At 54.1% G+C, this 26,141-nt stretch carries 21 protein-coding genes; 14 read left to right on the plus strand and 7 right to left on the minus strand.

Going from position 1 to position 26,141, the window contains the following annotated elements:
- The first annotated feature begins 8 nt into the window (after positions 1-8).
- From BUB22_RS08925 to BUB22_RS08960, 8 genes are all read left to right on the plus strand, one after another.
- Positions 9-1,358 (plus strand): VWA-like domain-containing protein, encoded by a 1,350-nt coding sequence (locus tag BUB22_RS08925; protein ID WP_073114833.1) that lies wholly within the window; start codon positions 9-11, stop codon positions 1,356-1,358.
- Positions 1,358-2,176: a hypothetical protein gene (locus BUB22_RS08930; protein WP_139258899.1), complete on the plus strand. Its 819-nt coding sequence runs from the start codon at positions 1,358-1,360 to the stop codon at positions 2,174-2,176. The genes BUB22_RS08925 and BUB22_RS08930 overlap by 1 nt, the downstream gene beginning before the upstream one ends.
- 2 nt (positions 2,177-2,178) lie before the next feature.
- Entirely contained in the window at positions 2,179-2,784 is a 606-nt protein-coding gene (locus BUB22_RS08935) for a hypothetical protein (protein ID WP_073114835.1), read from the plus strand.
- Positions 2,785-2,830: 46 nt separating this feature from the next.
- On the plus strand, positions 2,831-3,385 hold the full coding sequence (locus BUB22_RS08940) for a hypothetical protein (RefSeq protein ID WP_073114836.1): 555 nt from the start codon (positions 2,831-2,833) through the stop codon (positions 3,383-3,385).
- A gap of 199 nt (positions 3,386-3,584) precedes the next feature.
- Positions 3,585-4,331 carry a hypothetical protein gene (locus tag BUB22_RS08945; RefSeq protein WP_073114837.1) on the plus strand — a complete coding sequence of 249 codons (747 nt, stop codon included), beginning with the start codon at positions 3,585-3,587 and terminating at the stop codon, positions 4,329-4,331.
- Between the two features lie 20 nt (positions 4,332-4,351).
- Positions 4,352-5,461 (plus strand): hypothetical protein, encoded by a 1,110-nt coding sequence (locus BUB22_RS08950; RefSeq protein WP_139258901.1) that lies wholly within the window; start codon positions 4,352-4,354, stop codon positions 5,459-5,461.
- Positions 5,462-5,573: 112 nt separating this feature from the next.
- A complete protein-coding gene (locus BUB22_RS08955) occupies positions 5,574-7,907 on the plus strand; it encodes an AAA family ATPase (RefSeq protein WP_073114839.1) in 2,334 nt (777 codons plus the stop codon).
- A 99-nt stretch (positions 7,908-8,006) separates the two neighbouring features.
- Positions 8,007-9,023, plus strand: coding sequence for a helix-turn-helix transcriptional regulator (locus BUB22_RS08960; protein ID WP_073114840.1), 1,017 nt, complete (start codon positions 8,007-8,009; stop codon positions 9,021-9,023).
- Between the two features lie 52 nt (positions 9,024-9,075).
- Here BUB22_RS08960 and BUB22_RS08965 read toward each other — a convergent pair whose 3' ends face one another.
- Both BUB22_RS08965 and sbcD read right to left on the minus strand, forming a co-directional pair.
- Positions 9,076-12,192 carry an SbcC/MukB-like Walker B domain-containing protein gene (locus BUB22_RS08965; protein ID WP_073114841.1) on the minus strand — a complete coding sequence of 1,039 codons (3,117 nt, stop codon included), beginning with the start codon at positions 12,190-12,192 and terminating at the stop codon, positions 9,076-9,078.
- A 3-nt stretch (positions 12,193-12,195) separates the two neighbouring features.
- Complete coding sequence (gene sbcD / locus BUB22_RS08970) at positions 12,196-13,470, minus strand: exonuclease subunit SbcD (protein WP_073114872.1); 1,275 nt, start codon at positions 13,468-13,470, stop codon at positions 12,196-12,198.
- Positions 13,471-13,664: 194 nt separating this feature from the next.
- Here sbcD and BUB22_RS08975 point away from each other — a divergent pair, with 194 nt between their 5' ends.
- Both BUB22_RS08975 and BUB22_RS08980 read left to right on the plus strand, forming a co-directional pair.
- Positions 13,665-15,653, plus strand: coding sequence for a glycoside hydrolase family 30 protein (locus BUB22_RS08975; protein WP_254794696.1), 1,989 nt, complete (start codon positions 13,665-13,667; stop codon positions 15,651-15,653).
- Positions 15,654-15,777: 124 nt separating this feature from the next.
- The gene (locus BUB22_RS08980) at positions 15,778-16,596 is read left to right on the plus strand and encodes a hypothetical protein (protein ID WP_073114843.1); all 819 of its coding nucleotides are present in this window, start codon (positions 15,778-15,780) and stop codon (positions 16,594-16,596) included.
- Between the two features lie 196 nt (positions 16,597-16,792).
- Here BUB22_RS08980 and zapA read toward each other — a convergent pair whose 3' ends face one another.
- Both zapA and BUB22_RS08990 read right to left on the minus strand, forming a co-directional pair.
- On the minus strand, positions 16,793-17,104 hold the full coding sequence (gene zapA / locus BUB22_RS08985) for a cell division protein ZapA (RefSeq protein WP_072811689.1): 312 nt from the start codon (positions 17,102-17,104) through the stop codon (positions 16,793-16,795).
- Positions 17,105-17,147: 43 nt separating this feature from the next.
- A complete protein-coding gene (locus BUB22_RS08990; RefSeq protein WP_073114844.1) occupies positions 17,148-18,104 on the minus strand; it encodes a hypothetical protein in 957 nt (318 codons plus the stop codon).
- A 335-nt stretch (positions 18,105-18,439) separates the two neighbouring features.
- Here BUB22_RS08990 and uvrC point away from each other — a divergent pair, with 335 nt between their 5' ends.
- The gene (gene uvrC / locus BUB22_RS08995; protein WP_073114845.1) at positions 18,440-20,338 is read left to right on the plus strand and encodes an excinuclease ABC subunit UvrC; all 1,899 of its coding nucleotides are present in this window, start codon (positions 18,440-18,442) and stop codon (positions 20,336-20,338) included.
- Between the two features lie 107 nt (positions 20,339-20,445).
- Here uvrC and BUB22_RS09000 read toward each other — a convergent pair whose 3' ends face one another.
- Positions 20,446-21,324: an FISUMP domain-containing protein gene (locus BUB22_RS09000; RefSeq protein ID WP_175547273.1), complete on the minus strand. Its 879-nt coding sequence runs from the start codon at positions 21,322-21,324 to the stop codon at positions 20,446-20,448.
- Between the two features lie 67 nt (positions 21,325-21,391).
- Here BUB22_RS09000 and BUB22_RS09005 point away from each other — a divergent pair, with 67 nt between their 5' ends.
- The 3 genes from BUB22_RS09005 (at position 21,392) to BUB22_RS09015 (ending at position 24,032) form a co-directional block, all read left to right on the plus strand.
- Positions 21,392-21,784, plus strand: coding sequence for an NADH-quinone oxidoreductase subunit A (locus BUB22_RS09005; protein ID WP_072811696.1), 393 nt, complete (start codon positions 21,392-21,394; stop codon positions 21,782-21,784).
- Between the two features lie 280 nt (positions 21,785-22,064).
- On the plus strand, positions 22,065-22,973 hold the full coding sequence (locus tag BUB22_RS09010) for a hypothetical protein (protein WP_073114847.1): 909 nt from the start codon (positions 22,065-22,067) through the stop codon (positions 22,971-22,973).
- 282 nt (positions 22,974-23,255) lie between these two features.
- Entirely contained in the window at positions 23,256-24,032 is a 777-nt protein-coding gene (locus BUB22_RS09015) for a hypothetical protein (RefSeq protein WP_073114848.1), read from the plus strand.
- A 22-nt stretch (positions 24,033-24,054) separates the two neighbouring features.
- Here BUB22_RS09015 and BUB22_RS09020 read toward each other — a convergent pair whose 3' ends face one another.
- Both BUB22_RS09020 and BUB22_RS09025 read right to left on the minus strand, forming a co-directional pair.
- Entirely contained in the window at positions 24,055-25,191 is a 1,137-nt protein-coding gene (locus BUB22_RS09020; protein ID WP_254794697.1) for a BamA/TamA family outer membrane protein, read from the minus strand.
- A gap of 195 nt (positions 25,192-25,386) precedes the next feature.
- Positions 25,387-26,139 (minus strand): NgoBV family restriction endonuclease, encoded by a 753-nt coding sequence (locus BUB22_RS09025; protein ID WP_072811698.1) that lies wholly within the window; start codon positions 26,137-26,139, stop codon positions 25,387-25,389.
- Between the last annotated feature and the right edge of the window lie 2 nt (positions 26,140-26,141).

The following is a 26,141-nucleotide window of genomic DNA, read 5'->3' on the forward strand; positions in this document are numbered from 1 at the left end:
GAGTAGATATGAATGCTATAGACCGCATCAAGAAAATCGGCGAGCGGTGGTTCCTGACGGAGCCGCTGCTGTTTGCGGTTTACTGCAGTCACGAATTCGTGGAGAACAGTGCGATTGAAGTGCCGATGAGAACTGGCAACATGAAGATTGAATTCGCCCCGAAAATTCTGGACAAGATTGCAGACGACGTGCTGGCGGAATACATGAAAATCGAGATGTTCCGCATATTGCTCAAGCACCCATACCAGCGACAGCCCCCTTTCGCCGCGAAGGCGCTGCTGACCATGGCGAGCAATATAACGATTGCGGACGTGTACGATGTATCGCGCGAAGTGAAGAAGCAGATGAGCGGTACGGAGCAGAAGCTCCCCGGCGGGCTGTGCTTCGAGGAATACTACAATCTGCTCCTGCAAGAATCGACACCGAATTCGGGAAAGTCTGGTGGCGAGTCGCAGAAAACGGATAGTGGCCCCGGTCAGGGCGACAAGTCTGAACAGGGAGAAGGCGGGCAGGATGGAAATGGTTCCGGTCAGGAGGGCGACGGCGAAAGCGGCGGCAGTTCTGGCCAAAATAATCGCGGCAGTTCTGGCCGAGACGGCGGCGGCTCCGGTGGCAAGGGTTCGGGCGCTTCGGGTAATTCTGGCGCCGGCAATTCGCAGGAACATCGCAACTCGCAAATCTCGGAACTCTGGGAAGACAACGAGGAGGCGTGCTGCAGTATAAACGAGTTTATCGAAGTCGCCACCGCGAGCAACAACTGGGGCACCGTTGCGGGCAAGTTGCAGGGCCTCATCAAGGCAAGCCTGAAAGTTGACATGGACTACCGCAAGATGCTTAGTTTGTTCAAGACCTCGGTCATCTCAAGCAGGCGCCGCCTCACGCGCATGCGGCCCAACCGCCGTTCCGGTTTCGACGCGATGGGCAGCCGCTACGAACTCTCGACGAACTTGCTTATCGCGGTAGATGTAAGCGGGTCCGTCACCGACAGGAGCCTACAGTTTTTCTTCTCGGTCATCAACCGCCTTTTCAAATACGGAGTCGAGAAACTGGACGTATTGCAGTTCGACGCCCAAATTCAGGGCGAAATCGAGCCGCTCAAGAAGGCGCGCAGGACCGTGAAGATTATGGGCCGCGGCGGTACGAGTTTCCAGCCCGCTGCCGACTACTACTGCGAACACCCCGAATACGACGGGCTCATCTACTTTACCGACGGCTACGCCCCGCCTCCGGTATTCAACACCAAGCGCCCCATCGACGTGCTGTGGGTCATTTGCAGCAGGCAGTGCTATGCAGAGAACTCTACGTGGATCCGCAAAATCAGGCGCAATCGCGTCACCTTTATTCCGAGGAGTGAATGATGAAAAAAAAGAAACTTCTAGAGACCTCGTGCCATTTTTTGATGGCTGAGTTCTGGCGCGGGCTCACCCTGGGGCTCGGCAGGTCGCGCGAAGACGGGAAGGACCCCTACTGCAGGGATTACAAGATAGTGGCCTACAAGATGACCCTCTTTGCGAATGAAATAAAGGACTATCATAACGAGATACTCAGGCGCCTCAAGGACTCGTGTGTCGAAATAGAATTCAGTCCCAAGGCGTGGAGAGAGCGGTCGAAAATGGGCATCAAGCTCTCCGTTAATCTTGCGACTGGAATAGGGCATATCTTTTTCCGGAGCAAGATCGGCCTTTCCAGGGGCGATTACGTACACATGATATCGGAAGACATCCATGACGTGGATATCTGCGCCTCGCTGGAAGACCTGCGCGGTTTTCTTGAGAAGTACCCGGAGTACGAGAAGCAGGCCGAGGCGATTATCGAAGAGAAAAGGACCGAGGAGATAAAGCAGAAGAAGCTTGCGGAAATGGCGTCGAAGAGTATCGAGACCATCGTGCCGCAGATGATGTCGCAGTCCGGCTACGAGTGGAACCTGGAAAGCGAGTACAAGTATTTTGGTACCGGCGGCACGCCGGAACGCTACATTCTGCGCATCAAGACAAAAAAGCACAAGATGATAGAAATCACCCTGAACAAGAACAATTTCGCGGAGAAGATTCCCGAAATTTTGAATGTGGTCAAACAAATCGAGCAACTGCTGGAACAGACACCCTTCGCCGTAAACATCGTCAATTACGGCCCGGGTACCCGCTGGATCAAGGGGACGGAAAACGTGAAGGAGTAAGCATGAAAAAACGAGCAGAACAAACAAAGAGTATTTTCATCCTAGAGGTTTACGAGTTCGCACCCTGCGAAAGTCATATATATCAGGTCTATAAGGAAAGGTGCTACCGCTGTGCCGGTCCATGCGCCCTCACCTGGCAAACGAAGGTCGGGTATTTCGAGACCTTGCGCGATGCCGAAAAGAACATCAAGAAAATCGTTCGTCGAAAACGCGATGACGTCTATGGATTTGTCATCAAGGAAATGCCGCGGGAATGCGTTGTTAACGTGTATGCGCCCCTTTCGATTCGGCGCTACCTAAAAGACGGTTCGCTATGGTGCACGGGCAGCGACAAGACTGCTAAATTCAAGGAAGGCGACTTCGTTGAGATAGCCTATGACGACTATGCTGAGCTTGGGATTGTTCAAGATTTTGACGACGCCGACTGCTCCTATACCGTGGTTGCATGCAACATCGACGAAAAAGGTCACGCTGAATTTTGCACTCGTCTTTGCGATGCGACTTGCGTGCTCCCACCCTCGTTTTCTGTCCAGAAAAAGTACGCCGCAGCACTCCGCCGTGGGCTCAAGCAGGCGGAGAAGGAATCTATAGACGATCTCCCGTTCTAGGGAAAAATATATATCGTAACCATAAAAGTACAGTAAAGGAATCTCTATGGAAATAGACAAGAACTTTCCCACAATCTGCCTGCAAGACGTGGATGTCACATGTTCCGAATGCGGTGAAGCCTGCGTAGTTGATGGGCGTTTCAGTGAAGTTGCTGGCGATGAACGCTTGAACTTCTATAAGGTGAAGTCAAGTTTTGCTTGCGAGGGAACTTGCCCGCATTGCGGAAACGAGATGGAACTGGACGTTGCGTATTGGAAGCGTGAGTTCATGGGCGTGCGTCCTGACGGCAGGGAGGTTTGCCGAGTCTTTACCATGTGGGAGCGCGATGAGAGCCCGGGTTGTTCGGCAGAATCTCTTTTTGGGTATTTTGAGACGTGCGGTCCCGAAATCCATTCCGACGACCTCGCGCTCGATGTCTCCAGCGCTCGGGAACTTGTCGACTTGCTCTATAAAACGACCCGCGACGAGGCCTTGATCGCTGTTGGCGAATCGCTGAAGAACGGGAATTCCGTGGAATCCGTGATTCCCGAACTCAAGCGGATTATCGACTCGCACGATGACGTGCTGAAAGATAAATACCTTGGCGATTTTTTGCCGTAAATGGCCATATAAAAGGCGAAAATCCCCTAAAAATTACCTGAAATCGACAAAATCGAGACAGTATTTGTCGCCTGGGGTTTGTATATTACGTTTAGACTTATGCGTATATTTACATTTATGCATAAATAAGCGATAATATAATGCAGAGGGCAAGGCGGCCTTGCTGCGCAAACTCAGTGCCATCGACAGGAGGTCACTTATGGCGACAATACATTCGGACAACAATTGCGAAAGTTTCGTTGATTTTTGCAAGCGAGAGGCGGACGGTCTCAAGCTCACGAGCGACGAGATGCATCAGGAAAACAGGGAACAGGAGGAATTGAACGCCCTCCTGAAAAAACGTTCCGAACGCAAGTGCGCGTTGCTTTACAATAATCTGGATCTTATCCTACGGCACAGGGACGAAATTGTCGCTACCCCGCGGTATGCGAATATCGATGTGCATTACGCAATCAGGGGCGGCGGGCTTTATGTGGGACACCTGTCCGCTGTAAGGCATTTTAACTTCGCTGGCACCCTCGTCAGTATCGGCCTCAAGCTTTCCTCGCTCCTCGAAATCTGGGACAACGAACAATTCAAAGTGGAATGCAAGTGCGGCGACACGGCGGTCATCCGCTCGTTTTCGGGTTCGCCCCTTTCGGGAGGATCGATGGCGACTGCGGTTTGCCCCAAGTGCAAGAAGGAAATTCACGTCAAGAACCGTAGCTTTGGCGGTTACTGTGGCCTGATGAGCATAGGGCACGAGAGAGATATCGAAAAGGTCGTAAAAAGCATTATCGCCAAGTGGACCCTTGCCGAGGTCGCATACGAAAAGAATGCTGCCGAAGGAAAAGATGCGAAATGGAGAAAAGCGGGGCTCAAATTGCGTGACGACGGCGAGCCCTGTAACCTTGAAACTATGATCAACGAACTGAAGCTGAAGGAATTCCAGCTTGCTTCCCGATGATGAAATATAAGGAGGATGAAATGGAACAATGCAAAATCAAACCGTGGAATATCCGCAAGCTGCACTTCGCAATCGACCAGTTGCAGGGTGCCGGGAAACGCAGGGACCGGAGGGAGATGCACCGTGAACTGGATGTCATGACGCGCCTGCTCTGCGAATCGCACAAGATGACCTTGCCCGACTATGGCCAGGCGGGTGGATCGCCTGTTTCAAGCAATGGGTTGAACATGGCGGTGTTTGCCGTCAAGAAGGGAATGTTCCCGCAAGAGATTGAAATGCAGGAGAATTTCTTCCCGTGTAGGCTTGTCGAGGGCGAACATGGCGATTGCCTGGTTTGCGTTGTCGCGTCGGCGGAAATCGCCAAGTCGTTGGCAGCGAGATTGGAGGTGGACAGCTACATCTTCATGGAACGCGCGGGCGCCCGTGTACCTGAATTCTCGCAGTATTCCAAGACGACGGATGACACCGGATATTACTATCTGGTCCAGGTGAATTCGAGCCTTCCACTTCAGGAACCGTCGGCGGTATTCGATGCCATCGCTCAGATTGATGCGCTTGTGGATGGGCTGGACGAAAAAACGCGGAAGATGCTTTCTGAAGAGAACGTGGATGAATTTTTGGAATTCCGGAAGCGTGCGTACTATATGCATAATGGCCTCGGAAAAAACGAAACCTACGAGGCGGCTCTTGAGTGGCTCAGGGTACAGCAGTTCGCGTTGGTGGAGTTGCCTGAATCGGAAAAGAAGCTTACCCCCATGTTCAACCTTACCCGTTTTGAACTCTGCATGAACCACCTGGGGTACGCCGTAAAGAAGATTGCGGGGGATTGCCGTTACGTTGTATTCAATACGCCTAATTCGGCGACCTTCGAGCACAACATGCAAACGGTCGCGGAGCGCATGCACGCCGTAAAATTCCAGATGTCGCCAGTGGAATGCCAAGCTTCGATTGCGGAAAGCCTCCGCGACGAGGTCCTCTGCTACGACAAGGATAAATACTACAGCGTAGAAGCCCTGAACGAGAAGGGATATTTTCCCATAAACGCGAGCGCTCCGAAGCGCCTGGGGAGCTTTATGCGTGCCGTGTACTATTGGGGCGCTGCCCTCAGCCCGGTCCTGGACTTGAAATGATTTTTTGCGGCAGTATTTGTCGCGTTCTCAATCTATATTAAAAATGTTGAAAAAAAGGTCGCGGGTCGCTTTACATTTTTGACTTTCGCGACGATATATAGGTGAGGATTGTATGAAGAAGAATTATTTTAAGGGTGTACTGGGCTCGCTCAAGGCCGGCCGCTATGACAAGAAGATTACACACGACTTCGTGACGCTCAAGAGTTACGAGTACTGGATCCGCATGATGCGCGCCTCCAAGAGCATGCCGGATGCGGATGACTGCATCGCGATTTTCACGAAGGAGGCCGCCTCGCGCGTGCTGAAGGACCTCTCGGAGCATTTCGAGAAGCTCAATGCCGAAGAGGACTGCATTACCGGTGCCGCCAAGAAGCGGTTCGTGAAGGAAGTGAACGGGAGTTACGCCGGAAAGAGGCTCCGCTGCGACGAAAGCAGCGAGGAGACGAGCGTTGCTTACCAGAGGCGCCAAATGGCGGTGGTGCGCTTTAACGATGTAATCGACAGGTCGTGTTCCGTCAAGGAGATTGCCGATTTCGTGCGCAACTACCTGTGCGGCGAGGGCATTTTCGACACCTCCTCGCAGAAGGTGTTTTACGAGAGCGTTGCCCGCGAGCTCGAGAAGGTTCTCGAGGAGAATTGCAGCGTGGACGACGGATATTTCCGCCGCCTGAACATTGTGCAGAACGCGTTCAACCTGAGCGACGCCGAGATGGAAATCGTGCTGTTCTCGTGGATTTTCTTCAACAAGGAGCAGTGCAGTTCGCTCCTGGACATGATTGGTTCCCGCAGGTTCCGCGGGGCGGCGCTCCCGGATGTTTTCCCGCAGCTTTATCCGGATGTGGATTTCGAGAACCTGGTCTCGAACAAGGGCACCCTCAAGCAGATGGGTATCCTGGACGAGGACCTCGATATTTCCAAGCGAATCGGGATGTTCCTGGACGGGCATTCGGGCAATGACCTGGACAGCCTCTACTTCAGGGTTTACGAGGGCGGCTGCGTGCCGTACAAGAAACTCTGCCGCAAGGACCCGAAGGTGGAAATGGCTTTCGACATGATCAAGCACGCGAAGGTGGGCGAGGGTCTGAACATTTTCTTCTACGGGGTCGAGGGTACCGGCAAGACTGAACTCGCGAAGGCGATTGCGAAGGAACTCAAGCGCCCGCTGGTGCTCACCAACATCAGCACCGAGGGCGTGCATCGCGACAGCAAGGAAAACTCGGTGGTGCGTAGCCGCATGGGGAGTATCCTGTATGCCGCCACCAAGTACCAGAAGAAGAAGGCGATTCTCCTGGTGGATGAATCCGACGTGATTCTCAACTGCTGCGAGAAGGGTGCGCTGAACTTCTTCCTGGAACAGATCAAGATTCCGGTCATCTGGATTTCGAACAACATTGGCTATATTGAGAACAGCACGCTGCGCAGGTTCGACTACTCCGTGCGTTTCGAACGCCCCGATGTCGAAAAGCGCGAACAGGTGTGGCAGTCCGTGGTAAGTGAACAGGGCGCAGGCGCTATTATCTCGGAAGAGGAACTGAAGCGCTTTGCTTCGGAGTTCCAGATTACGGCGGGCGGCATTACGCAGGCGATTGCGGGCACCAAGAAGTTGCTGGAGTCGGGCTGCAAGGTGGACCCGCTGGAGAGCATCCGCACCATCGCGGAGGCGCAGGCGAACCTGCTGAACCTGGATATGGAATACGCGAGTCGCGACAAGGAAAGCCGAGCGCCGCGCTACCTGCTCGATGCCATCAACACCGATGCGGACATGCCGAAAATCCTGAAGGTGATGAGCGCGTTCGACGCGAAGTGGAAGGACATGCAGAAGGGCGACCGCGCCGATAGCCTGAACATGCTCTTGTACGGGGCGCCCGGTACCGGCAAGACGGAATTCGCGAAGCATATCGCCCGCATTCTCGACCGCAAGCTAATAATCAAGAAGGCGAGCGACCTGCTGAACTGCTACGTGGGCGAGACCGAGAAGGCAATCCGCAAGATGTTCAAGGAAGCGGAAGAGAAGAAGGCGATTCTCTTCCTGGACGAGGCGGACAGCATGATTCGCGACCGCAGCGGTGCCGCCCGTAACTGGGAGGTGACGCAGGTGAACGAGATGCTCACCCAGATGGAGAACTTCAAGGGGATCTTCATCGCGGCGACGAACTTCGAGGGGGAACTCGATACGGCGTCCCGCAGGCGCTTTGCGCTGAAGGTGAAGTTCGGCTACCTGAAGCCCGAAGGCATTGAGGCTTTGTGGAAGGGATTCTTCCCGAAGGTCGAAATGCCCGAGGCGGCGCGCAGCCTGCGCATGCTCACTCCGGGCGACTTCAACGCTGCATACGCATCGCTCCGTTTTTACGACGAGAGCGAACTCACCGCGGAAGCAGTCCTCAACGCGCTCAAGTCGGAGCTTGCCTACAAGGATAGCCGCGAGGGCCGCACAATGGGCCTGTAAACGCTCATTTTACGACCATATTTGTCGCATAAGGGAACTATTTTGTTATGAAATGGTTCCTTTTGTATATATTTATGGTATATACAACCAGGAGATATTATGGCAGACATGACCCGCGGAGAAAGGACAGTACAGCTCTTTGCGAAGGTGATTTCGAACCCGAGCAAGAAATTCACCGTGAGTGACCTGATGAACGCATTCAACATTCCCGACGAGGAGCGCCGTAACGTTCAGCGTGATATGCGGTTCCTTTCTGAAATGGATGGCGGCCGGTATATCGCCTGCGAGAACGATGGCCGCACGGCGGTCTACCGTTCCGCGCTCCACAACGCGGAACGCCTGCTGTTCCCGAACTTCGAGAACACCATGCTGCATTTCGTGTTTTTGAAGCGCATCGCGAATATATACCCTGCGACAAGCGAAATCATCACGCAGCTCCTGGAACGTATCGAGAAAAGCCTGCCTACCCGCGAGCAGAAATCGCTCCGGCAGCTCGGTGACGACCTGAACACGAAAATCCTGTTTATGGGAACGCCGCCCGATATCGAGGAGGACGCCAGCGAAAAGATCCGCACCATCTTGCAGGCGATTCACGACCACCGCAAAATCGACGTGGTCTACCGCGATGGCGGCGATTCCGAGAAGCTGTCGACGCGCACCCCGCTGATGGTCATTATTTACAAGGACGAACTCTATGTGGGTTGCCAGTCCGAAAGGCATGCGGGCGATACCTACACGCTCAAGTTCAGGCGCATGAAGAGCGTGAAGCTTTCGAAGCAGACGTTTGTCGAAGACCCGAAGGTTGTGGACAAGCTGCGCAGGCAGGTGACATCGGGCGCGGCGTTTTTGAGCGGGCAGGAACCGAAACTCCAGGATATCGAAATCGAGTTCAAGAGCCGTGCGCGCCTGTACCTAGAAGAAAACCCGTTCAACCGCTCCATGAAAATCGGCAAGACGAAGGACGGGAAAATCAACGTGAAGCTCAAGGCCGAGGTAAACCAGCTCCTGTTCAACTGGGTCGTGTCTTTCTCGAACGTGGCGCACGTAAAAAAGCCTGCCGCATTGCGCAGCAGGCTCAAGGAATTTGCGGAATATTTGAGCGAAACCTACGGGTAGGTCGTCGCAGTCCATTTTAGGCCGGGCGCGTGACCTACGCCGGTTGCGTGACCTACGCCACCCGAGTGACGCCGGGGCCGGTTATCGTGCTGTGGCCCTTCTGGCTGGTACTGCGTTCCAGCATGATTTTCTGGCTGATGCTGTTCACCACCGATTCCACGTGGGTGATGATTCCGAGCATCTTTCCTTCGCGCTGCTGGCAGCGGAGGCAGTACATCACGTCTTCCAGGGTGTCGTCGTCCAGCGTGCCGAAGCCCTCGTCCATGAAGAGCGATTCCACGCGCACGTTGCGGCTCGCGAAGTCGGCAATCCCGAGGGCGAGCGAGAGGCTCACCAGGAACTTTTCGCCACCGGAGAGGTTCGAGATACGGCGGTCGTTGCCGAATTCAGAATCGGCCACCTTGAAACCGAGGTTCCCTTCGGCGACAAGCCTGAAGCGGTCCTTGACAATCGCCAGGTGCTTGTTGGCAAGCTTCAGGAGCGACTTGAAGGTAAGTCCCTGCACGAAGGTGGCGAAGTCGCTGCCGTCCATTACGCCGAACCATTCGCCCATCGCCTCCCAGCGGGAAAGTTCCGCCTTCTTCGCGTCGAGATCCTTCTGCAGAATCTGCAACTGGGCGACGTTTTCTGTATAGGCTTTCACGCGGGCGCGTGCGGCACCCGATGAGCCTTGCAGTTCGCCGAGTTCCTTTTCGACGGCAGCTTTCCCCTCGGTAAGGGCCTGCAGGGGCGTCTCGTCGGAGCGTTCCGCCTTCAGTTTTTCGAGGGCCTCGGTTGCCGCCTGCTTCTTGCCGGTTGCGGTAGCGATGGCGCCGTCGATACGCTTCTTTTCGTTCTGCAACTTCGTGAATTCGGTTTCCTGCAGCAATGCGGCCTGGAACGCGCTCTCGTCGGCGAAACCCTTCGCGGCGATTGCGTTCACGAATTTTTCGCTTGCGGTCTTGATATCGCCCGCGGTCTTTTCGAGGGAACCCTTGAGCGCCGCGATTTGCGTATTGAGTTCGTTGTGCCTGATTTCGATATTGCGGAACGCCTTGTCGGCAGCGTCGTACTTGTTGGCGGCTGCGGTCTTGCTGGCAGTCGCTTCCTTCGCAACGGCTTCCACGTCCTTGTCGCCGAACTTCTCGCTGCGGGAACTGCGGAGTTCATCCAGCTTGCGGGAGACATCATCGAGGTTTGCGGTTTCCTTTTCGAGATGGTCCTGTTCATGCTGGACCTTCTTGCCGTACAGTTCCACGTTGTTGCGGGCGATGGCAAGATCATTCGAAAGTTTATCAAACTTGGTCTTGTTTGCGGTGAACTGCTGCAGGCGCAATTTCAGGTCGGCAAGGGTGCTGTCTGCGTTTGTAAGGTCAAATTCAGCCCAGGGCTTCCAGAGTTCCGCCACCTTTTCGCTCGCCTCGTTTTTCTGGCTGTTCAGCGATTCGATGTTTTCGCTTGCCGCATTCCCGGCGGTCAACGCGCGGCTCTTGGCATTTTCGTACTGCCCGAGTTTCGCATCTGCGTCCTGCAACTTCGTGTTCAGTTCGCGAATTTTTTCGGCGGTGCTTGTCACGCTGGATTCATCGGCGACCGTTTCGTTCGAGTGTCCGCAGGCGGGGTGTTCCGTAGAGCCGCAGACCGGGCACGCCTTGCCCTCTTCCAGGTGGTTCTGGATGACGTTGGCGAGCGCGAGCACGTCGTTCCGGAAAAGTTCGTTCTGCTGCTCGAGAAGTTCCTGCCTGAGCGCGTTTGCGTCATTGAGACCTTCTTCTGCCTTTTTCAAGTCATCTGCGAACGCCTTTTTCGCCTTCTCTTCGTCGGCGATTTTCTTGTCGAACCCGCGGATGCTTGCGACAAGCGTTTCGCTCTGCGGGATAATTCCTGCAAGTTCCGCGTCCTTCGCGTTCGCTTCCTGGGTCTGTGCGAGGGATTCGACCTGCGGTTCGAGCGACTTGATGGCATCCTGCGCCTTTTTCAGTTCCGCTTCTGCTTCGGAGAGAGACTGTGCGGCGGTGGCCTTGCGGTTTTCGGCTTCGGCCTTCACGCTTGTCGCGTTTTTCACGTTCTGGTCGAGCTTGCGGATTTCGTTCCAGAGCGCTTCGTTTTCGGCGATAAACTGCTCGGTGGCCGTCTTCTCCTTTTCGGCGATGGCCTTGTTATCGCCCGCGGTTTTCAGGTCGCTTGCCACCTGCGGGAGCTGCTTCTGGAAATTTTCGAGTTTCGCCTTGTCGTCTGCCTCGTGCTTGCGGAATCCCCGCAGTTCCGTATGCAGCGTTGCGCATTCGCGGGCCTTCTCGGCATCTGCAAGCCGCTTCTCGTTGCCGGCGAATTCGCTCTTGTCCTTGTTCGCTTTTGCAAGTTCGGTTTCTGCGCTTTCCAGGCTGCGGGTGCTTTCGTTCATCGAGTTGCGCCAGGCGATACGGGCTTCGAGATCCTTCTTCTTGTCCGTGAGGGCCTTTTCCTTGTCCGCGACTTCTGTGAGCAGGGCTTTGTCCTTCTCGATGTCCTCGGCCTTGGGCATGGTGTTGTTCAACGCATCGAATGCCGCCTGCGAAGTGTCCTTTGCCGCTTTCGTCTCGCGCCTGTGGTCACCCACCTTCTTTCCGATGCGGCGGTACTTTTCGGTGCCGTTCAGTTTTTCGAGGATGTCGGCGCGTTCCTTCTCTTCGCTGGTGAGAAACTTGCTGAATTCGCCCTGCGCGAGCATGATGGAACGGCAAAACTGCGAGTAGTCCAGCTGGATGATTTCGGCATTCGCCCTGGCCAGTTCGCTGTTCCTGCCGGTATTGCCCGCAAAGATCGGGTCTTGCGGATTCTCGATGCGCCAGATTTTGCCCTGCGCGTTTTGCAGGTTGCCATCGGCCCTGTCGCGGGCGCGGCGCTGGTTCCATTCCGATACGTAGGTGCCCTTGCGGCAGCGGTACGTGACGCGGGCGAAACAGGTGCCCTTGTCCGATGTCATGACGGCGTTACCGTCGTTGCCGTTGTAGATTACACCCTGGCGCGGGGTGGCGCCGTAGAGGGCGAGCGTGATGGCGTCGAGAATGCTCGTCTTGCCCATGCCCGTCTTTCCGCTGATGACGAAAAGGCTGTGGTCCAGTTCGCTGTAGGAGGGGTCGGTAAAGTCGATGCACCACTTGCCGGCGAGACTGTTGATATTTTCGAATTCGACTTTCAGAATCTTCATGTATTAGGCCTCCTCGCTGCCGGTTTCGTTGTTGACTTCTTCGACTACCTGCTTGAAAAGCGGGAGGTAATCATCGAGGGTCTTCTGGATGCATTCGTCCATTTCGGGCGCACCCATCCTGCTCATCACGAGACGCTTGAAAACTTCCTCGTCGGTAAGGACGTCGACCGATTCGAGCGTATCGTCCGAGAAGGCGTCCGCCGCAAGGGTGTCGGCGCGTTTCACCTTCTTGCTCACGACCTCGAACGGGGCGCCTTCCAGCACGGATTCGAGCGCCTCGTTGATGCTCACGCCCGGAGCGTAGTCGTACACGACTTCCACCTTCAGGGGCTTTTCTGCGGGCGCATTTTTCAGCTGGTTCAGCTGCATGACGATATCCGCGACAGAGCCCGATACGCGCAGGAACTTGAAGTACTGCGGGGTCTCGATTTTCTGCACGGCGGGTTCTGCGCCCTTCTGCAGGTCGATTGCCAGGATATGGTGCGGGATGCTTGCCTCGTCAAACCCGAGCACGAACGGCGAGCCCGAGTACCGCACCTTCGGGTTGCGCGCCACCATGGTGGTGTAGTGAATATGCCCGAGGGCCACGTAGTCGAGGCCTTCCGGGAAAACGGAGACGGGGATAGTCCCGAGGTTCCCGACGATGTCGCGCATGCCGTGTTCCTTCGCGTCCCTGCCCTCGTCGTTTTCGGGGCGGCCTTCCAGCCTGGAGGCGTACAGGTGGCCCGTTGCCACGATGGGGATGTCGCGGCCGGCGCGCAATTTTTCGGCGGCCTCGTAAACGGCGCTGTAGAGCCCGCTATATGTACTCTGGGCGAAATCCACCGCGTCTTCGGGCTTGAAACGGCGCAGTTCCGTTTCGCGTACATACGGGACTGCGGCGCTGATGCCCACGACGTTCCCGCTGGCATCCGTCAGTTCCTTCACGAGTTCTTCTACGGGGCGCTCCCCGAGGGAGCCCACCATCTGGATATTGAGGGCTTCGAGCAGGTCGCGCGGGGCGTCGAGCAGTGCGCCCGAGTCGTGGTTCCCGCCGATGAGGACGATGTTCTTGCAGTTTGTTTCGAGCAGGGAGGCGAGGAACCGGAAATACTGCTTGCGCGCCTCGATGGGCGGGTTGGTGGTATCGAAGATGTCGCCTGCGATTACGAGGCACTGCGCCCCGAGTTCCACGATGCGTTCCCTGAGCCAGGCGAGGAACTGCTCGGTTTCTTTTTGGCGGTTGATGTCGTGCATCGAGTTGCCCAAATGCCAGTCGGCGGTGTGTATGAACTTCATGTTCTTCCTTTCCGGCACGGAGCCGGAGTTCTTTATCGCTTCAAATATAGTATCGCCAGAATGGCATAAAATGTCAAATAGGACTTGAAAAAAATTTTCCCCCGAAAAAGTCCACATTTGACAATCCCCAGTTGTTAGGGTATATTTATAATCAGGCCATGTAAAATAACATGGCGCAAGAAAGGGATTGGTTTATGAAAAAAAGGAATTTTGGAGTATCCGGTGCGGCTCTGGCGATGGCGGCGTTTGTCGCGGGCCTCGCGGGTATCGTTTCTCCCGCACATGCACAAACTAAGGTCGTTGTCGACCCCGGGAAAAAATACCAGGTTTTCGAGGGCTGGGGCACGAGCCTCTGCTGGTGGGCCGTAAAGGCGGGCGCCTGGAGCGAGGCGAACCGCAGCAAGCTTCTGGGTGCGATTGCCGACCCCGATACGGGTCTCGGTTATACGATTTTCCGCTACAATATTGGCGGCGGCGACCAGCCGGGCCATAATCACCTCACGAAGGGCGACGGCGGCGCGAACGTTCCCGGCTATAAGCCCACGGAAAAGGGCGATTTCGACTGGACGGCCGACCCGTACCAGCGCACGATTGCGATTGAACTTTCCAAGCGCGTGAAGAGCCCGATTTTCGAGGCGTTCAGCAATTCGCCCCCGTGGTGGATGACCAAGAGTGGCTGCGTTTCGGGCAGTAGCGACGGTAGCGACAACCTCAAGGAAGACTATTTCGACGACTTCGCGGACTACCTCTCCGAAGTGGCGCTGCACTTCAAGAAGGAATGGGGAATCACGTTCCGCACGGTGGAACCGTTCAACGAGCCGAGTGCTGGCTGGTGGAAGTCCAACGGCGGGCAGGAAGGTTGCGGCTTCAAGAACAACCAGACGAAGATGATTGTGGAACTCGGCAAGGCGCTTCAGAAGAAGGGCCTGTTCCCCGAGACTTCGGTGAGTGCTGCCGACGAGACGAACATCGGCGATGCCTTGAACCAGTTCAACAAGTACAGCGGCGAAGCGCTTTCTTACATGTTCCAGGTGAACACGCACAGCTATTCCGGCGGCGACAACCGCGCAAAGCTTTTCAATGCGGCGTTCGCGAAAGACAAGAAGGTTTGGCAGTCCGAGACGGGCCCGCTTCACAAGAGCGGCGACGAGAACATTGCGCTCTGGATGGCGGGCGTGATTTTGGCAGACCTGCGCGACATGAAGGCGAGCGCCTGGGTGGATTGGCAGATTGGCGACCCGGCCGAGAACTGGAGGAGCCTCGCGCTGAACCACAGCAAGCAGACTTTCAGCCCGAACGCGCGCTACTACATGCATGCCGCATTCAGCCGCTACATCCGTCCGGGTTCGCGCATTATCGATAGCGACAACGGCAACACGCTCGCGGCACTCACGCCCGAGGGAGCGCTGGTGCTTATCGTGCGCAACAGCGGCTCAAGCGACGTGAAGTATGAATTTGATTTGGGTGAATTCGTGAAGATTGGCACGAGCGCGAAGGTGGTGCGGTTCGAACTGCCGGGCAGCCTCACCAAGCAATCCGGTATCGTGATTTCGGGCAAGGCGCTTTCGATGACCGCGAAGTCCAACACGATTACCACGATGGTAATCGAAGGCGCCGAAGGTGGCGCATGCAAGCCGGATTCCATCATCCCGTATTCGAAAATCAACAATAACGAGGGCTGGTCCACCGCAACCGAAATCTCGCTTTCCAAGGGCGATTCGCTTTCGATTGGCCCGCACCCGTGGGAAGGCGGTCGCTGGGTATGGAGCGGCCCGAAGGGCTTTACCTCCACGAACCGCGAAATCCACATCGGCAAGATGGACGGCACCATGAGCGGCTACTACAAGGCGGTCCACACGAACGCCTCGGGCTGCGAGGGCTCCGTGACGTTCAAGGTGGTGGTGGACGACCCGGCGCACCCCTTCGTGGAACCGGATACGAGCGTGAACGACACCAGCGTTACGGACACGTCGTCGCACGATTCCACGACTGCAATCGGATTGCGCGGCCTTGCGGGCGGGGCGCCTGCATGCCCGTTGCTCGGTGCCGGCGCCACGGTGCAGGTCTTTGACGTGCAGGGGCATTTCATTGGCAATATGCGCGAGGAGAGGGTACGCGCGCTGAATGCGGGCGTTTACCTGCTGCGTGCCGGCAAGTCCGTGCGCAAAGTCCGCGTGGAATAGCGGTATATGCAGGCAACGGCAACCCCGTTGCCCGCGACAAACACTTGCCTTCCCGCATCTTCTAGTAACTAATAACTAACAACCAATGACTAATGACTAATGACTAATTACTATACTTTAGCGCATGTTTTTGGAGAACACTGCGCAAAGGGTTGTATTCGGGCTGATTGCGATTCTACTTGCCGTCACTACGGGCAAGGACTGGCTTGATTTTTACAGGTGTGGCGCAGTGAACCAGTGCCTTGTCGATGCGGGCTCGCTCCAGCTGCTCACCAAGTTCTCGATGTCATGCCTCCTTACGGTGATGGCGTTCCTCGTTTCGCGCGACTCGTTTTCCAAGCTCGATGCAAAGACGCTCCGCATGGCCTTTGTCTTCTCGTTCCTCGCCGATTTCAGTTTCAGCATGGTCAAGTTCTTTGCGCCGGACGAGCGTGCGCTCAGCAACATCCTCGGGATTGCGTTCTTCATCATGTTCCAGGTGGTACTCATCCACAGACATACGCGCAAGTCGGAAACTGACGACAAGCCCGGGAAGGTGCACAAGTTCCTGCTGATACCGGTGGCGGGTTTTTCGGCTGCACTTTTCGGCGGCAATGTCATCGAGCCTACGCTTGACAACATTACGGCGGTAATCGTCGTCGTTTATGGCATCTTTGTCATCACGTCGCTAATCGTGGGTATCCTTGCCCCGCGCAACAGCTACTTCCCGGCGGCAAACGCGCAGCTCATCCGCTGGGGCATGGTCACGTTCTTCTTCGGGGATGTCCTCGTGGGCCTCGCACTCCTTACGGGCGAAGACCACAGCGCCCTCTCGGCAGTTGCGGAAATTGCGAACAACTTTGTATGGTGGGTGTACGTCCCGGCCCAGTTCATGCTGATTCTGGGTACAAAAAAAGGCATCCGCCACGGTGGAACACTCGAAACTACTATTTCTGAAAGATAGCAGTGCCTTGGTGCTTCGTTTTTCACGTCGATGCGCGCCTAAACTAGACCACAAGAGCCACGAGCTGTTTATATCTTGTTAGATCGGGCGTTAATCCGTGCGATGCCTATGTTTTTAATATACCTTAATTTAGGGGCAGATGCAATAGGCTAATAGCCATATTTTGCATTTTGTTTGTCATGAAATTGTAAAAAGACTAATAACTGCTGACTTCCTGCCCTTCTTCGAGGAGTGCGGACATTTCCTTCATGGCGTTGTTCAGTTCGTCGCGTTCGACCTTTATCTCGTGGAGCATCTTGCGGTGCGCGAACAGCTGCTCGCACATTTCGAGAGCGAGCAGTGCCATGCGCTTGCCGGTTTCGAGGTTGTAACGCTCGTAACTGCTATACCGTTCGTCGATATAGTCAACGATTTCCTTGATATCCCCGTCGGGAAGGTCGGTCTTTATCGTCAGCCGTTCGCTTCCGACGTTTACGGTTACGGACCTGTGTGTATTGACTTCTACCATTATTTCATTCCTACGCCGAATGGATCGTCATCCATCAGCCATTTTAGCCGAAAAAACCGGGTTGCGAGCCTCCTGCGCTCGCGAAAAGGTCCGGTTCCTTCTCATTTGCGGGGTGTACTTCTATAATATCTTCTTCATCTTCTGCGGGAACGATATGCGATTCGGGCTCCGCAACCTGTTCGGGTTCTGCGACCGGTTCAGGTTCGGGCTGAGCAACTTCTTCTGCCGCGGGTTCCGCGACCTGCTCGGGGGCGGCCGGTTCTGGCTGTGCTGCCTCTTCCGGTTCGGGCTGCGCGGCGGGCTGCTCGTTGAATGCCACGTCCACGGGAATCTCGGTCCCGAGTTCGTTCTCGATGGTCGATACCATCTGCTTGAAGCGTTCCTGCGCCTCGCGGATTTCTTCGCCCTGCGCCTGGATGGTCTCGTTCAGGCTCGCCTTCTCGGTGTTGAGCACGTCAATCGCGTTGTCCTTCTCGGCGATGGTGTTGTCCCGTTCGGCAATCAGGTTGTCCTTCTCCGCGATGATGCGGTTCAGTTCCTCGATTTTCTGGTTCAGGATGCTCTCGTTCGCCTTGGATGCCATGCAGTCGTTCTGGAGGGCGTTCAGCTTCTCGTCCCTCTCGTTGATGCCGGCGTCGAGCCATGAAATCTTCTCGTTCGCGTTCTGCAGGTTGCCGTTCGTCTGGTCGAGCATGTTCTGCAGGTCGGTAATCTTGGCGTTCGCGCTGTCGAGTTCGCCACGGAGCCCGTCAATCTCGCCCTGTTTCTGGTTTATCGCCTCGTCCTGTGCGGCGGCCTGGTTGGCGCGGGCCTGGAGTGCCGCCTTGCAGTCGTTTATTTCGTTGTTGAGGCTCTCGAGGACCAGGTTCCTGTCCTGCATTTCGGCCTCTTTGGTTGCCAGGGTCTGCTTCAGGGTGGCGTTTTCTTGCCGCAGGTTGCGTACGGTTGTGAGGACGCCATCGACCTTTTGCGAGAGGAGATTGATGTTCTCTAGGTTCATTTATTGCTCCGTGATCAGGGGGTGTGAATCACCTATCAAAAGATATATAAAATTTTTTTGTAAAGATACGAAAAAATCATAAAAAAAGATGTCTTGGAAAGACGTGTTTTTTTGGTATAAAAGTTATGCGGGAGGGGCCCCAGCTCGGAGTTGCGAAGGCCGCACGGGCCCCTCCCTGCACCCTCCCCATCCTTGGCCGACGCCTTCCAAACGTTAAACTACATCGTTTATTTCGGGGTGGGAGCGTTTATTGCTATGAATATTAGGGGAATAAAATGAAAATTTTATGAAAAGCGAGAAATGTCGGGGCGGAATAAATTTTACCTTGTAGGTCAGTGATTCCCGTTAGCGAACATATCGAGCGCAGGCTTGCCGAACTCCCCGCGTTGCCGGGCGTCTACATCATGCGTAACGCCCAGGGGAAGATTATCTACATCGGCAAGGCGAAGGTGCTCAAGAACCGCGTGCGGAGCTACTTTGACGGGAGCGAGCATAACGGCCACCGGGCCGCGACGCTCATGCTGCCCTATATACGCGACATCGAGTGGATTATTACCGAGAGCGAGTCCGAGGCGCTAATCCTGGAGGCGAACCTCATCCGCAAGCACACGCCCAAGTACAACGTGCTGCTGAAGGACGACAAGCATTTCCCCTACCTCGCGTTCTCGGTGAACGAGCCGTTCCCGAGGCTCTTCCTTTCGCGTGCGGTGCGTAAGGACGGCTGCCAGTACTACGGGCCCTACATGAATTCCCGCATGATAGGCCAGCTGCAGGACATTGCCGCCCGCCTGTTCAAGATTCGCGAGTGCAAGCTGAAGCTCCCGCTGGCAAAGCCCGCGAGGCCCTGCCTCAACTACCACATAGGGCGGTGTGGCGCCCCGTGCGCGGGGCTCGTGACGCGGGAGGAGTACCACCAGGCGGTGCTCCAGACGCAGATGCTCTTGAACGGGAAGCGCGACGACCTGATTGCCCAGTGGGAACGGGAAATGCAGGAGGCGAGCGACCGGCTGGATTTCGAGGCCGCGATGAAGAAGCGCGATGCCATCCAGGCCCTGAAGGCTACGGGCGTGCACCAGAAGACGGACGTGACGGATGCGCGCCTGTGCATGGACGTGCTGAGCCTGCGCCGGAACGGCACGATGGCGGCCGCGGTGATATTCGAGTACAGGAACGGCGTGCTCTGCGGGCGCCGCCACTACCGCCTGGAATGCAAGCTGGAAGAGGACGAGACCGAGATTTTCCGGCAGATGCTTTTGCAGTGGTACATGGACGTGGAGTTTATCCCGGGCGAAATCGCGACCGACGTTCCCCTCGGGGTGGGCGACGAGGGCGGCATTGCCGGAGACTCGCCGGATACGGAACCGCTCGCGCAGGCCCTTGCCGAGAAGGCGGGCCACAAGGTGGCAATCACGAACCCGCAACGTGGCGAGAAACTCGGGTTCCTGAAGCTTGCGGGCGCGAATGCCGACATGATTCTGGTGGAGATGCGCGCGGAGGTGCAGAAGTATAGCGAAATCGACCAGAGCGTCTTTGAACTGCAGAAGGTTCTAGGCCTCAAGAAGACCCCCTTCCGTATCGAGTGCGTGGACATTTCGCACCTCTCGGGCACGAACACGGTGGCAAGTCTCGTCGCCTTCAAGAACGGCAAGCCCGACAAGGCGAACTACCGCAAGTTCATCATCAAGACGGTCACGGGCGTGGATGACTTCGCGAGCATGCGCGAGGTGATGACGCGACGCATCCGCCGGCTGGAAGAAGAAGGCACGCCCATGCCCGACCTGTGGGTATGCGACGGCGGTAAGGGCCAGGTGGATGCTACCATGCAGATTCTGAAGGAGCTCGGGCACGACAAGGACCTGCCGCTCATCGGACTTGCGAAGCGCCTCGAAGAAATCGTGTTCCCCGACGACCGGAAGAGCATCGTGCTGCACCGCACGAGCCCCGCGTTGAAACTCCTGCAGAACGCCCGCGACGAGGCGCACCGCTTCGCCATCACGTACCAGCGGAGCAAGCGCAAGAAGGATTTGGAAGTGGAATGGCTCAAGATGCCCGGCGTGGGTCACGAAACCCGCGTGAAAATCCTTTCCCGCTACAAGAGTGCGGAGGCGTTCATGGCCGCGCCGCTCGAGGATATCGTGGACCTGCTGGGGAAGGTGCGCGGGAACAGCGTCCGCGAGCAGGTTGCAGAGTATTGTGCCAAGTTTATAGAACCGCCTTCTAGTTCAGGCGAATAACCGCCCGCAGGCAAAAAAATCCCGCGAGAGTCTCGCGGGACATTAAAAACAGATCTGAATCCTTCGCGGACCCTTGCATTCGTCATCCTCGCCCAGGCGAGGATCTTTTAGTTCTGCACGCAACGCACGTTGTAGGCGCGTTCGTTACCGTCGCTTTTTTGTAGCTCGTGAAGGTCGCTATCGTTGTAGTTCTTGACGCGGAAGGAGTTGTTCTCACCCTCGGCCTGGATCCAGATGTAGCCCTGTTCGTTTTCCAGGCCGTACTCCGTAACCTTGCCGTCGGCAACCTTGAATCTTCCGCCCACGCTCCACCACTCGTGCGGAACTTCGCTATCGAGTGCGGTTACTTCGGCGGCTGTCGGGAGGCGCCAGCCTTCGGGACAGGCTCGCTGGGCTGCGGCGTAGGTGTAGTAGCGCCCGTACTTGGCGCAGTAGTCTTCGCCACCCTCGGTAGAGCAGAAACTGTTGGCTGTTTCGAAGTTCAGGTTTTCCGCCATCCAGAGCTTGCCCGCGGCGTTCTGCAGCTTGTAGCTCTTGCCGTTGCGGTTATCCTTCAGCGTGTTCCCTTCCACGACCGGAGGGGGTGCCGCGGACGAGGAGGATTCGGTAATCACAATCTTGCCTTCGCTGGACTGGGGAGCAGCCGAGGAGGAGGACGCGTACTTGGCCTCGCAGCCTTCGGTCCAGCAGAACACTCCGCTACTGATATAGGTGCTGCCCTCGACGGTGCCGGAATCGGTAATCACCACCTGCTGGTGGACTACGGACGTATCCTGGGAATCGCCTTCCTTGCTTGCGCTCGAGTTCGTCGAGGAAGCGCTGCTCGGTGCAGTGCCGGAGGAACTGTTGTCGACTGCCTTGTCGGAGGAGGACTCCGTTTCGTTATCGGCGACTGGCTGTAACGGACTGGTGCTCCCGTCGTCGGAACAGCCAGCAACTAAACAAAACACACCCAAAACGCCCATTTTTAAAATGATTCGTTTCATGCTCCAAATATACTTTACAATTCGGGGAGTTAACAGAAAAAAGTTTTTTACTATATTTTTCGTCACTATGAGCAATGTTGAAATTTTCGACACCACGTTCGCCATGACCATCCTGGTCATCATGGCGGTTTGCATCCCGTCCATACTGCTCCTTGCCAACTGGTTCCTGCACCCGGGCAAGGTGAAGAACGTCCTCATCAAGGGTTCCGCCTACGAGTGCGGCCTTGCCCACGTTTCGGGCACGGCGAACGAGCGCTACCCCGTCAAATACTACATGGTAGCCATGCTTTTCCTCGTTTTTGACCTGGAAGTGGCGTTCCTCTACCCGTGGACGGTGCAGTTCCTCGCGGGCGGCTGGGAACTCCTGTTCGTGCTCCTCGGGTTCCTGTTCATCCTCGAAGCGGGCTACATCTACCTGTACAAGAAGGGCGTGCTCGACTGGACGAGCATCAAGGACTAAGGCCTTTCAAGCTATTCTATCTCAAAATAAAAAGCGCGGATTCCACCGGGAGTCCGCGTTTTTCTGTATACAGAAAGGCTCAAAATGCCCTTTTTACACCGTGATTTAAATCACCGGAAAGTGCCGCGAGCGGTCTTAAAAAGCCTCTCTAAAGTAGAACGTCATGCCGAGGCTTTAGTATGTGAAAAATTTACAATCTGTTTCTGCAAGCTTCCATTACTAAGAGTATATTTACTGATAGAAGAGAGTCAAATATTGTCTATTTGAATAAGGGGGAATAATGAAGCTTTTTTTTCTTTTCATCCTTTTGTTTTTTTTATCCATCTGTTATGCAGATCGCGTAGTTGCACCCGCATTCCTGTGGGATGCGTCTAAGGATACTCTTGGACGTGTGATAACGGGTTCGCCGGACGAAACATCCGGATATTGGTGGGATTATAATGATGAAAATAGTGGTGGGTTGTCACAATTTATTTGGCCATCTGATGTAAAAGAAAATGAGATGGCGAACTTCTATGGTCCATTGATTCAATCATATGGAGGAATACAAGGGTCCTTTGTCCTTCGAAAGAAAGATAACACCAGTAATCCGTATGTAGGACTTGGGTTTAATATTTGGAGTATAGAACAAGAAGGAGTTGATATTTCTCAATGGAATGGCTTGTGTGTTGAATATAGTTCGTCCACTGACTTTAGGATAAAGATTGGTTATGAGAACGAACGTTATGAATCAATTAATGATGCGGATTTTTGGTTTAAAGTGGATGCTTCTGAATCTATAGTTGCAGTTGATTTTCCTTGGGCAAAGGCAAATAGACTTTGGGGCCCGGTAATGGAATCATCGGAATACATAAAAAAGATATCGTCGCTAAAATTTGTTTTTACGGGCCCTGACAGTACCACGGGTGACTTCAAGATTACGAAAATAGGTTCGCTCGGAATTTGCGATGGGACAGTTCCTGTTGAATCTGTTTCCCTGCCCCGCTTGGTGGCGTCTGCACCTATGGCGCGGTTCCGCAAGGTTCCCGAAGGCTTTCAAGTCCTGGACAAGTCCCTTGTTGGTAAGCCCTATGTGCTATTCGACCTGAACGGAGTCCAGATACGGTCCGGCAACCTGCCCGCACTCCTGAAAACGCCTGCCGCCCCTGCAATCCTCCGCATAAAGGAACGGATTCATTATTTGCGTTAATGCATGGCTGAGCACAAGTGCTTTAAAACGCTTCTCTAAAGTAGAACGTCATGCCGAGGCTCTTGAAGTCCACCCACGAGAACTCGGCGCGGGCGAGTGTTATTTTGAATGGAACCGCCCCTGCTAGAGCGATTTTTTCTTGACAGTGATGGTGGGGGAGGGTATATTTAAAATAAAGTTGAATATGAAAAAGTATTTTTTTATCCTTATTCTTTTGTTTTCTTTTACTCGTGTAAGTGCTTCAGGTCTTATGGTTGATTTTGTAATAAAAGGAGGAAATGAATGAAACGTATAATTTTATTTTGTCTAATTGCAGTTGCTTTTTCTTTTGCTGAATACTGCAGAATTGAAGATGAAGCAAAAATTGAATTTTTGGATGATTCCATATGGTATATGGGTGACCGAAATTATTTTTTTCCAAGTGTTGTTCCGCTTGATCTTGTATATACGCTTGAAGATGGTTATGCTTGTCACAAATATTACGAGACTAGTAATCGGGAGCATACGGAGCGCAGTTTCCTGGACTCTAATGTTTATATTTATAGATCAAATTTTGATGAATTGTACATATTTACCTCTACCAAGGCGACCCATACCATAGGCGAAGTATTCCGCGACGAGTTCCTGCACTGGCAGCAGTGCGAAAAATTGAGCCTAACATACGAAGAGGCGGATTCATTGATAGCGCCTCTTGTAGAAGAGATGGACCGCGAAGATGATGAACTTTGTGACCGTAAATGCGATTCGATTTATGACATTTCCAAGTTCTATTATGAACGTGGTCCTTGGACTCCCTTTACCTACCCCAAAACGATACTGACTTGGATTGAAGAATCCTGTGAAACAGAACCCATACGGGGTCTCGCGGAAAACAGGGCTGGTGGGTTATTGTTCGTTGGCAGAGATGTCGTTGTGCCTAAGGACCTTCAGGGAGAGAAATACATCATATTCGATATGAATGGGAAGGTTCTTGAAAGCGGCCTTGCTGGTGTGCGGATTAAACGGCATGCTTATCCAGTAATTCTCAAGATTAAGGAACGGATTCATTATTTGCGTTAATGCATGGTTGAGCACAAGTGCTTTAAAACGCCTCTCTAAAGTAGAACGTCATGCCGAGGCTCTTGAAATCCACCCACGAGAACTCGGCGCGGGCGTAAAGGCGTTCGCTCTTGTTGAGCGCGAACTTGCCGCCGAACCCGACGGAACGGTGCCATTCATTGCGCAGCAGCTGGCTGAAGTACGGCCCGACCTTGCCCCCTTCGAAGAAGATGTCGCCGGCGAGTCGCCAGAACAATGTCTTGCGGAGTTCCACCTGCATCATGAGCGCCTGGTTGTCGCGGAAGTACTTTGTCTCCACGCCGCGGAAACGCTTGATGCCGTCGGGGCCCGCCATGTACTCGAAGGGCACGTCGCCGTCGGAGCGCTGCCACATGAGGCCAACCGCCATGGAGGTGTTCCAGATGGTCTCGCCGTAGGTGCGCAGGTCGAGTTCCTGGTACGTGAAGCTGAAATCGCCGAGCGCGTCGTTGTAGAACCGGTGTTCCCACTGCAGGTACATGCCGTGGCGCGCCCAGTTGGGGTTGTCGCGCGTGTCTACCGTGAGGTGGTACCCGAGGGCGGTGCGCCAGCCGTCCGGGTTTGCGGGGAGCGCGATTTCGCCGTCGTATTCCCTGAACTCCATCGTGCTGTGGTTGATGTCGAGCACCATGCCGTAGCGGAAGAACTGGAGCGCAGGCGGAAGCCCTAGGTTCGATTCCACGAGCGCCATGAAGAAGAAGGTCTCGCGGTCAAAACTGATGTAGTCGTCGATGTCGACGTCGTTGCCTATCCCGAAAAAGTGCCCCACCCAGTTCTGGTACCGGAAGTCGAGCCAGCCCGAGATGCGGTCGTGCGCGAGGTAAAAATAGGGCGTGGCCGCGAACTGGAACTGTTTGCGGGTGGAACCGTAGGCGGCGATGTCTATCTCCTGCGAGTTGCCGCCCTTGAACGACGAGGGAATGAAGAAGTTCACCATCGCGCCGTACTGCAGTTCCGTCTCCTCGGTGTACCCGAGCACGGGCACGGCACTCCACCACTGGAAATGCGAAGTGTCGGCAGAGGCGGTGTCGGCCTGGATGGTCGCGGAACTTGCGGGAGCTGCCGCACTATCCGTAGCGGAGAATGCTGGCATGGCGAGCAGGATGCTCGCGGCGGCTATGGTCTTGGCAAGTCGTCTCACATATTATAATGTAGTAATTAAGACCTTGTTTTCAAGGTTACTGCATAGTTATTTTGATTGTGTTGATGCTGGTCCAAGAACACTAGCATATAAAGCGGGAACATTAGAACATTTCCCGTGTTACCGATATTATAGTTCCCGAACTTGATGGTCATATGCTTTATTAATTACTAAAGTATGTTTTTAATTGTCGGCTTAACCGCCGGCGGCTTTTTTGCATTTTAATATGGGAACGTCAGAATCGTTAAAGTACCTGATTTTTATATCATTCCATCTAGGGATATTAAGCCTTATCCCATAAAATTTGTTGTAACTACTAACTAATTTTTCTGACCAGGTTTCTGCTAGATAATTTGTTTCGTGGTATTTGTATATTGTTTGTTCTAGAGCGGATAAAAAGTCTTCTAGACATTCGAAGACAGGATATTCTGCTTTTTCAGAATACCATGTTGCGGGACGAATGTTGACAATGGTCTTATTTTTATATTGAACCTTAAGAGGAAATTTACTACTTGTACAACTGATTTCCCAAACCTTTTTAAGCCAAAAATCTTCAATGGTGACGACGCCGTTTTCCATTTTATATTTGATAAGAAGATATTGTGATTGTAACTTGTATGGCTTTTCAATGATGAGGTTTATAAAACTTCTAAAGGCAGCAATATCAAAATTAGGTGATCCCGTAAAAGATTTAATTTCGAGCCAATCTTCGGAAAGATTATTTGGATTAAGCCAAAAGTCAGGGGATTCCTGCTTTAGATTATGAATGTTGGGAATGCCTTTGCTGTCTAGCCATTTGGCTATCCATTCCTCCAAGATATTGCCAATAATATTATTTTGATCAACAGTTATGTTGAAATCTTTTAATGAGAACTGGACTGAACCGGATGCGCCATTGAATCCGAAGTCATTTTTCAATTGGTCAAATATTTCGTTTGCTTTGCTCATTG

Source organism: Fibrobacter sp. UWCM, from assembly GCF_900129735.1.
Classification (GTDB): domain Bacteria; phylum Fibrobacterota; class Fibrobacteria; order Fibrobacterales; family Fibrobacteraceae; genus Fibrobacter.

Coding starts and splice junctions, on each gene's coding strand:
- BUB22_RS08925 (WP_073114833.1), top strand. CDS start 9: ATGAATGCTATAGACCGCATCAAGAAAATCGGCGAGCGGTGGTTCCTG.
- BUB22_RS08930 (WP_139258899.1), top strand. CDS start 1,358: ATGAAAAAAAAGAAACTTCTAGAGACCTCGTGCCATTTTTTGATGGCT.
- BUB22_RS08935 (WP_073114835.1), top strand. CDS start 2,179: ATGAAAAAACGAGCAGAACAAACAAAGAGTATTTTCATCCTAGAGGTT.
- BUB22_RS08940 (WP_073114836.1), top strand. CDS start 2,831: ATGGAAATAGACAAGAACTTTCCCACAATCTGCCTGCAAGACGTGGAT.
- BUB22_RS08945 (WP_073114837.1), top strand. CDS start 3,585: ATGGCGACAATACATTCGGACAACAATTGCGAAAGTTTCGTTGATTTT.
- BUB22_RS08950 (WP_139258901.1), top strand. CDS start 4,352: ATGGAACAATGCAAAATCAAACCGTGGAATATCCGCAAGCTGCACTTC.
- BUB22_RS08955 (WP_073114839.1), top strand. CDS start 5,574: ATGAAGAAGAATTATTTTAAGGGTGTACTGGGCTCGCTCAAGGCCGGC.
- BUB22_RS08960 (WP_073114840.1), top strand. CDS start 8,007: ATGGCAGACATGACCCGCGGAGAAAGGACAGTACAGCTCTTTGCGAAG.
- BUB22_RS08965 (WP_073114841.1), bottom strand. CDS start 12,192: ATGAAGATTCTGAAAGTCGAATTCGAAAATATCAACAGTCTCGCCGGC.
- sbcD (WP_073114872.1), bottom strand. CDS start 13,470: ATGAAGTTCATACACACCGCCGACTGGCATTTGGGCAACTCGATGCAC.
- BUB22_RS08975 (WP_254794696.1), top strand. CDS start 13,665: ATGAAAAAAAGGAATTTTGGAGTATCCGGTGCGGCTCTGGCGATGGCG.
- BUB22_RS08980 (WP_073114843.1), top strand. CDS start 15,778: ATGTTTTTGGAGAACACTGCGCAAAGGGTTGTATTCGGGCTGATTGCG.
- zapA (WP_072811689.1), bottom strand. CDS start 17,104: ATGGTAGAAGTCAATACACACAGGTCCGTAACCGTAAACGTCGGAAGC.
- BUB22_RS08990 (WP_073114844.1), bottom strand. CDS start 18,104: ATGAACCTAGAGAACATCAATCTCCTCTCGCAAAAGGTCGATGGCGTC.
- BUB22_RS09000 (WP_175547273.1), bottom strand. CDS start 21,324: ATGAAACGAATCATTTTAAAAATGGGCGTTTTGGGTGTGTTTTGTTTA.
- BUB22_RS09005 (WP_072811696.1), top strand. CDS start 21,392: ATGAGCAATGTTGAAATTTTCGACACCACGTTCGCCATGACCATCCTG.
- BUB22_RS09010 (WP_073114847.1), top strand. CDS start 22,065: ATGAAGCTTTTTTTTCTTTTCATCCTTTTGTTTTTTTTATCCATCTGT.
- BUB22_RS09015 (WP_073114848.1), top strand. CDS start 23,256: ATGAAACGTATAATTTTATTTTGTCTAATTGCAGTTGCTTTTTCTTTT.
- BUB22_RS09025 (WP_072811698.1), bottom strand. CDS start 26,139: ATGAGCAAAGCAAACGAAATATTTGACCAATTGAAAAATGACTTCGGA.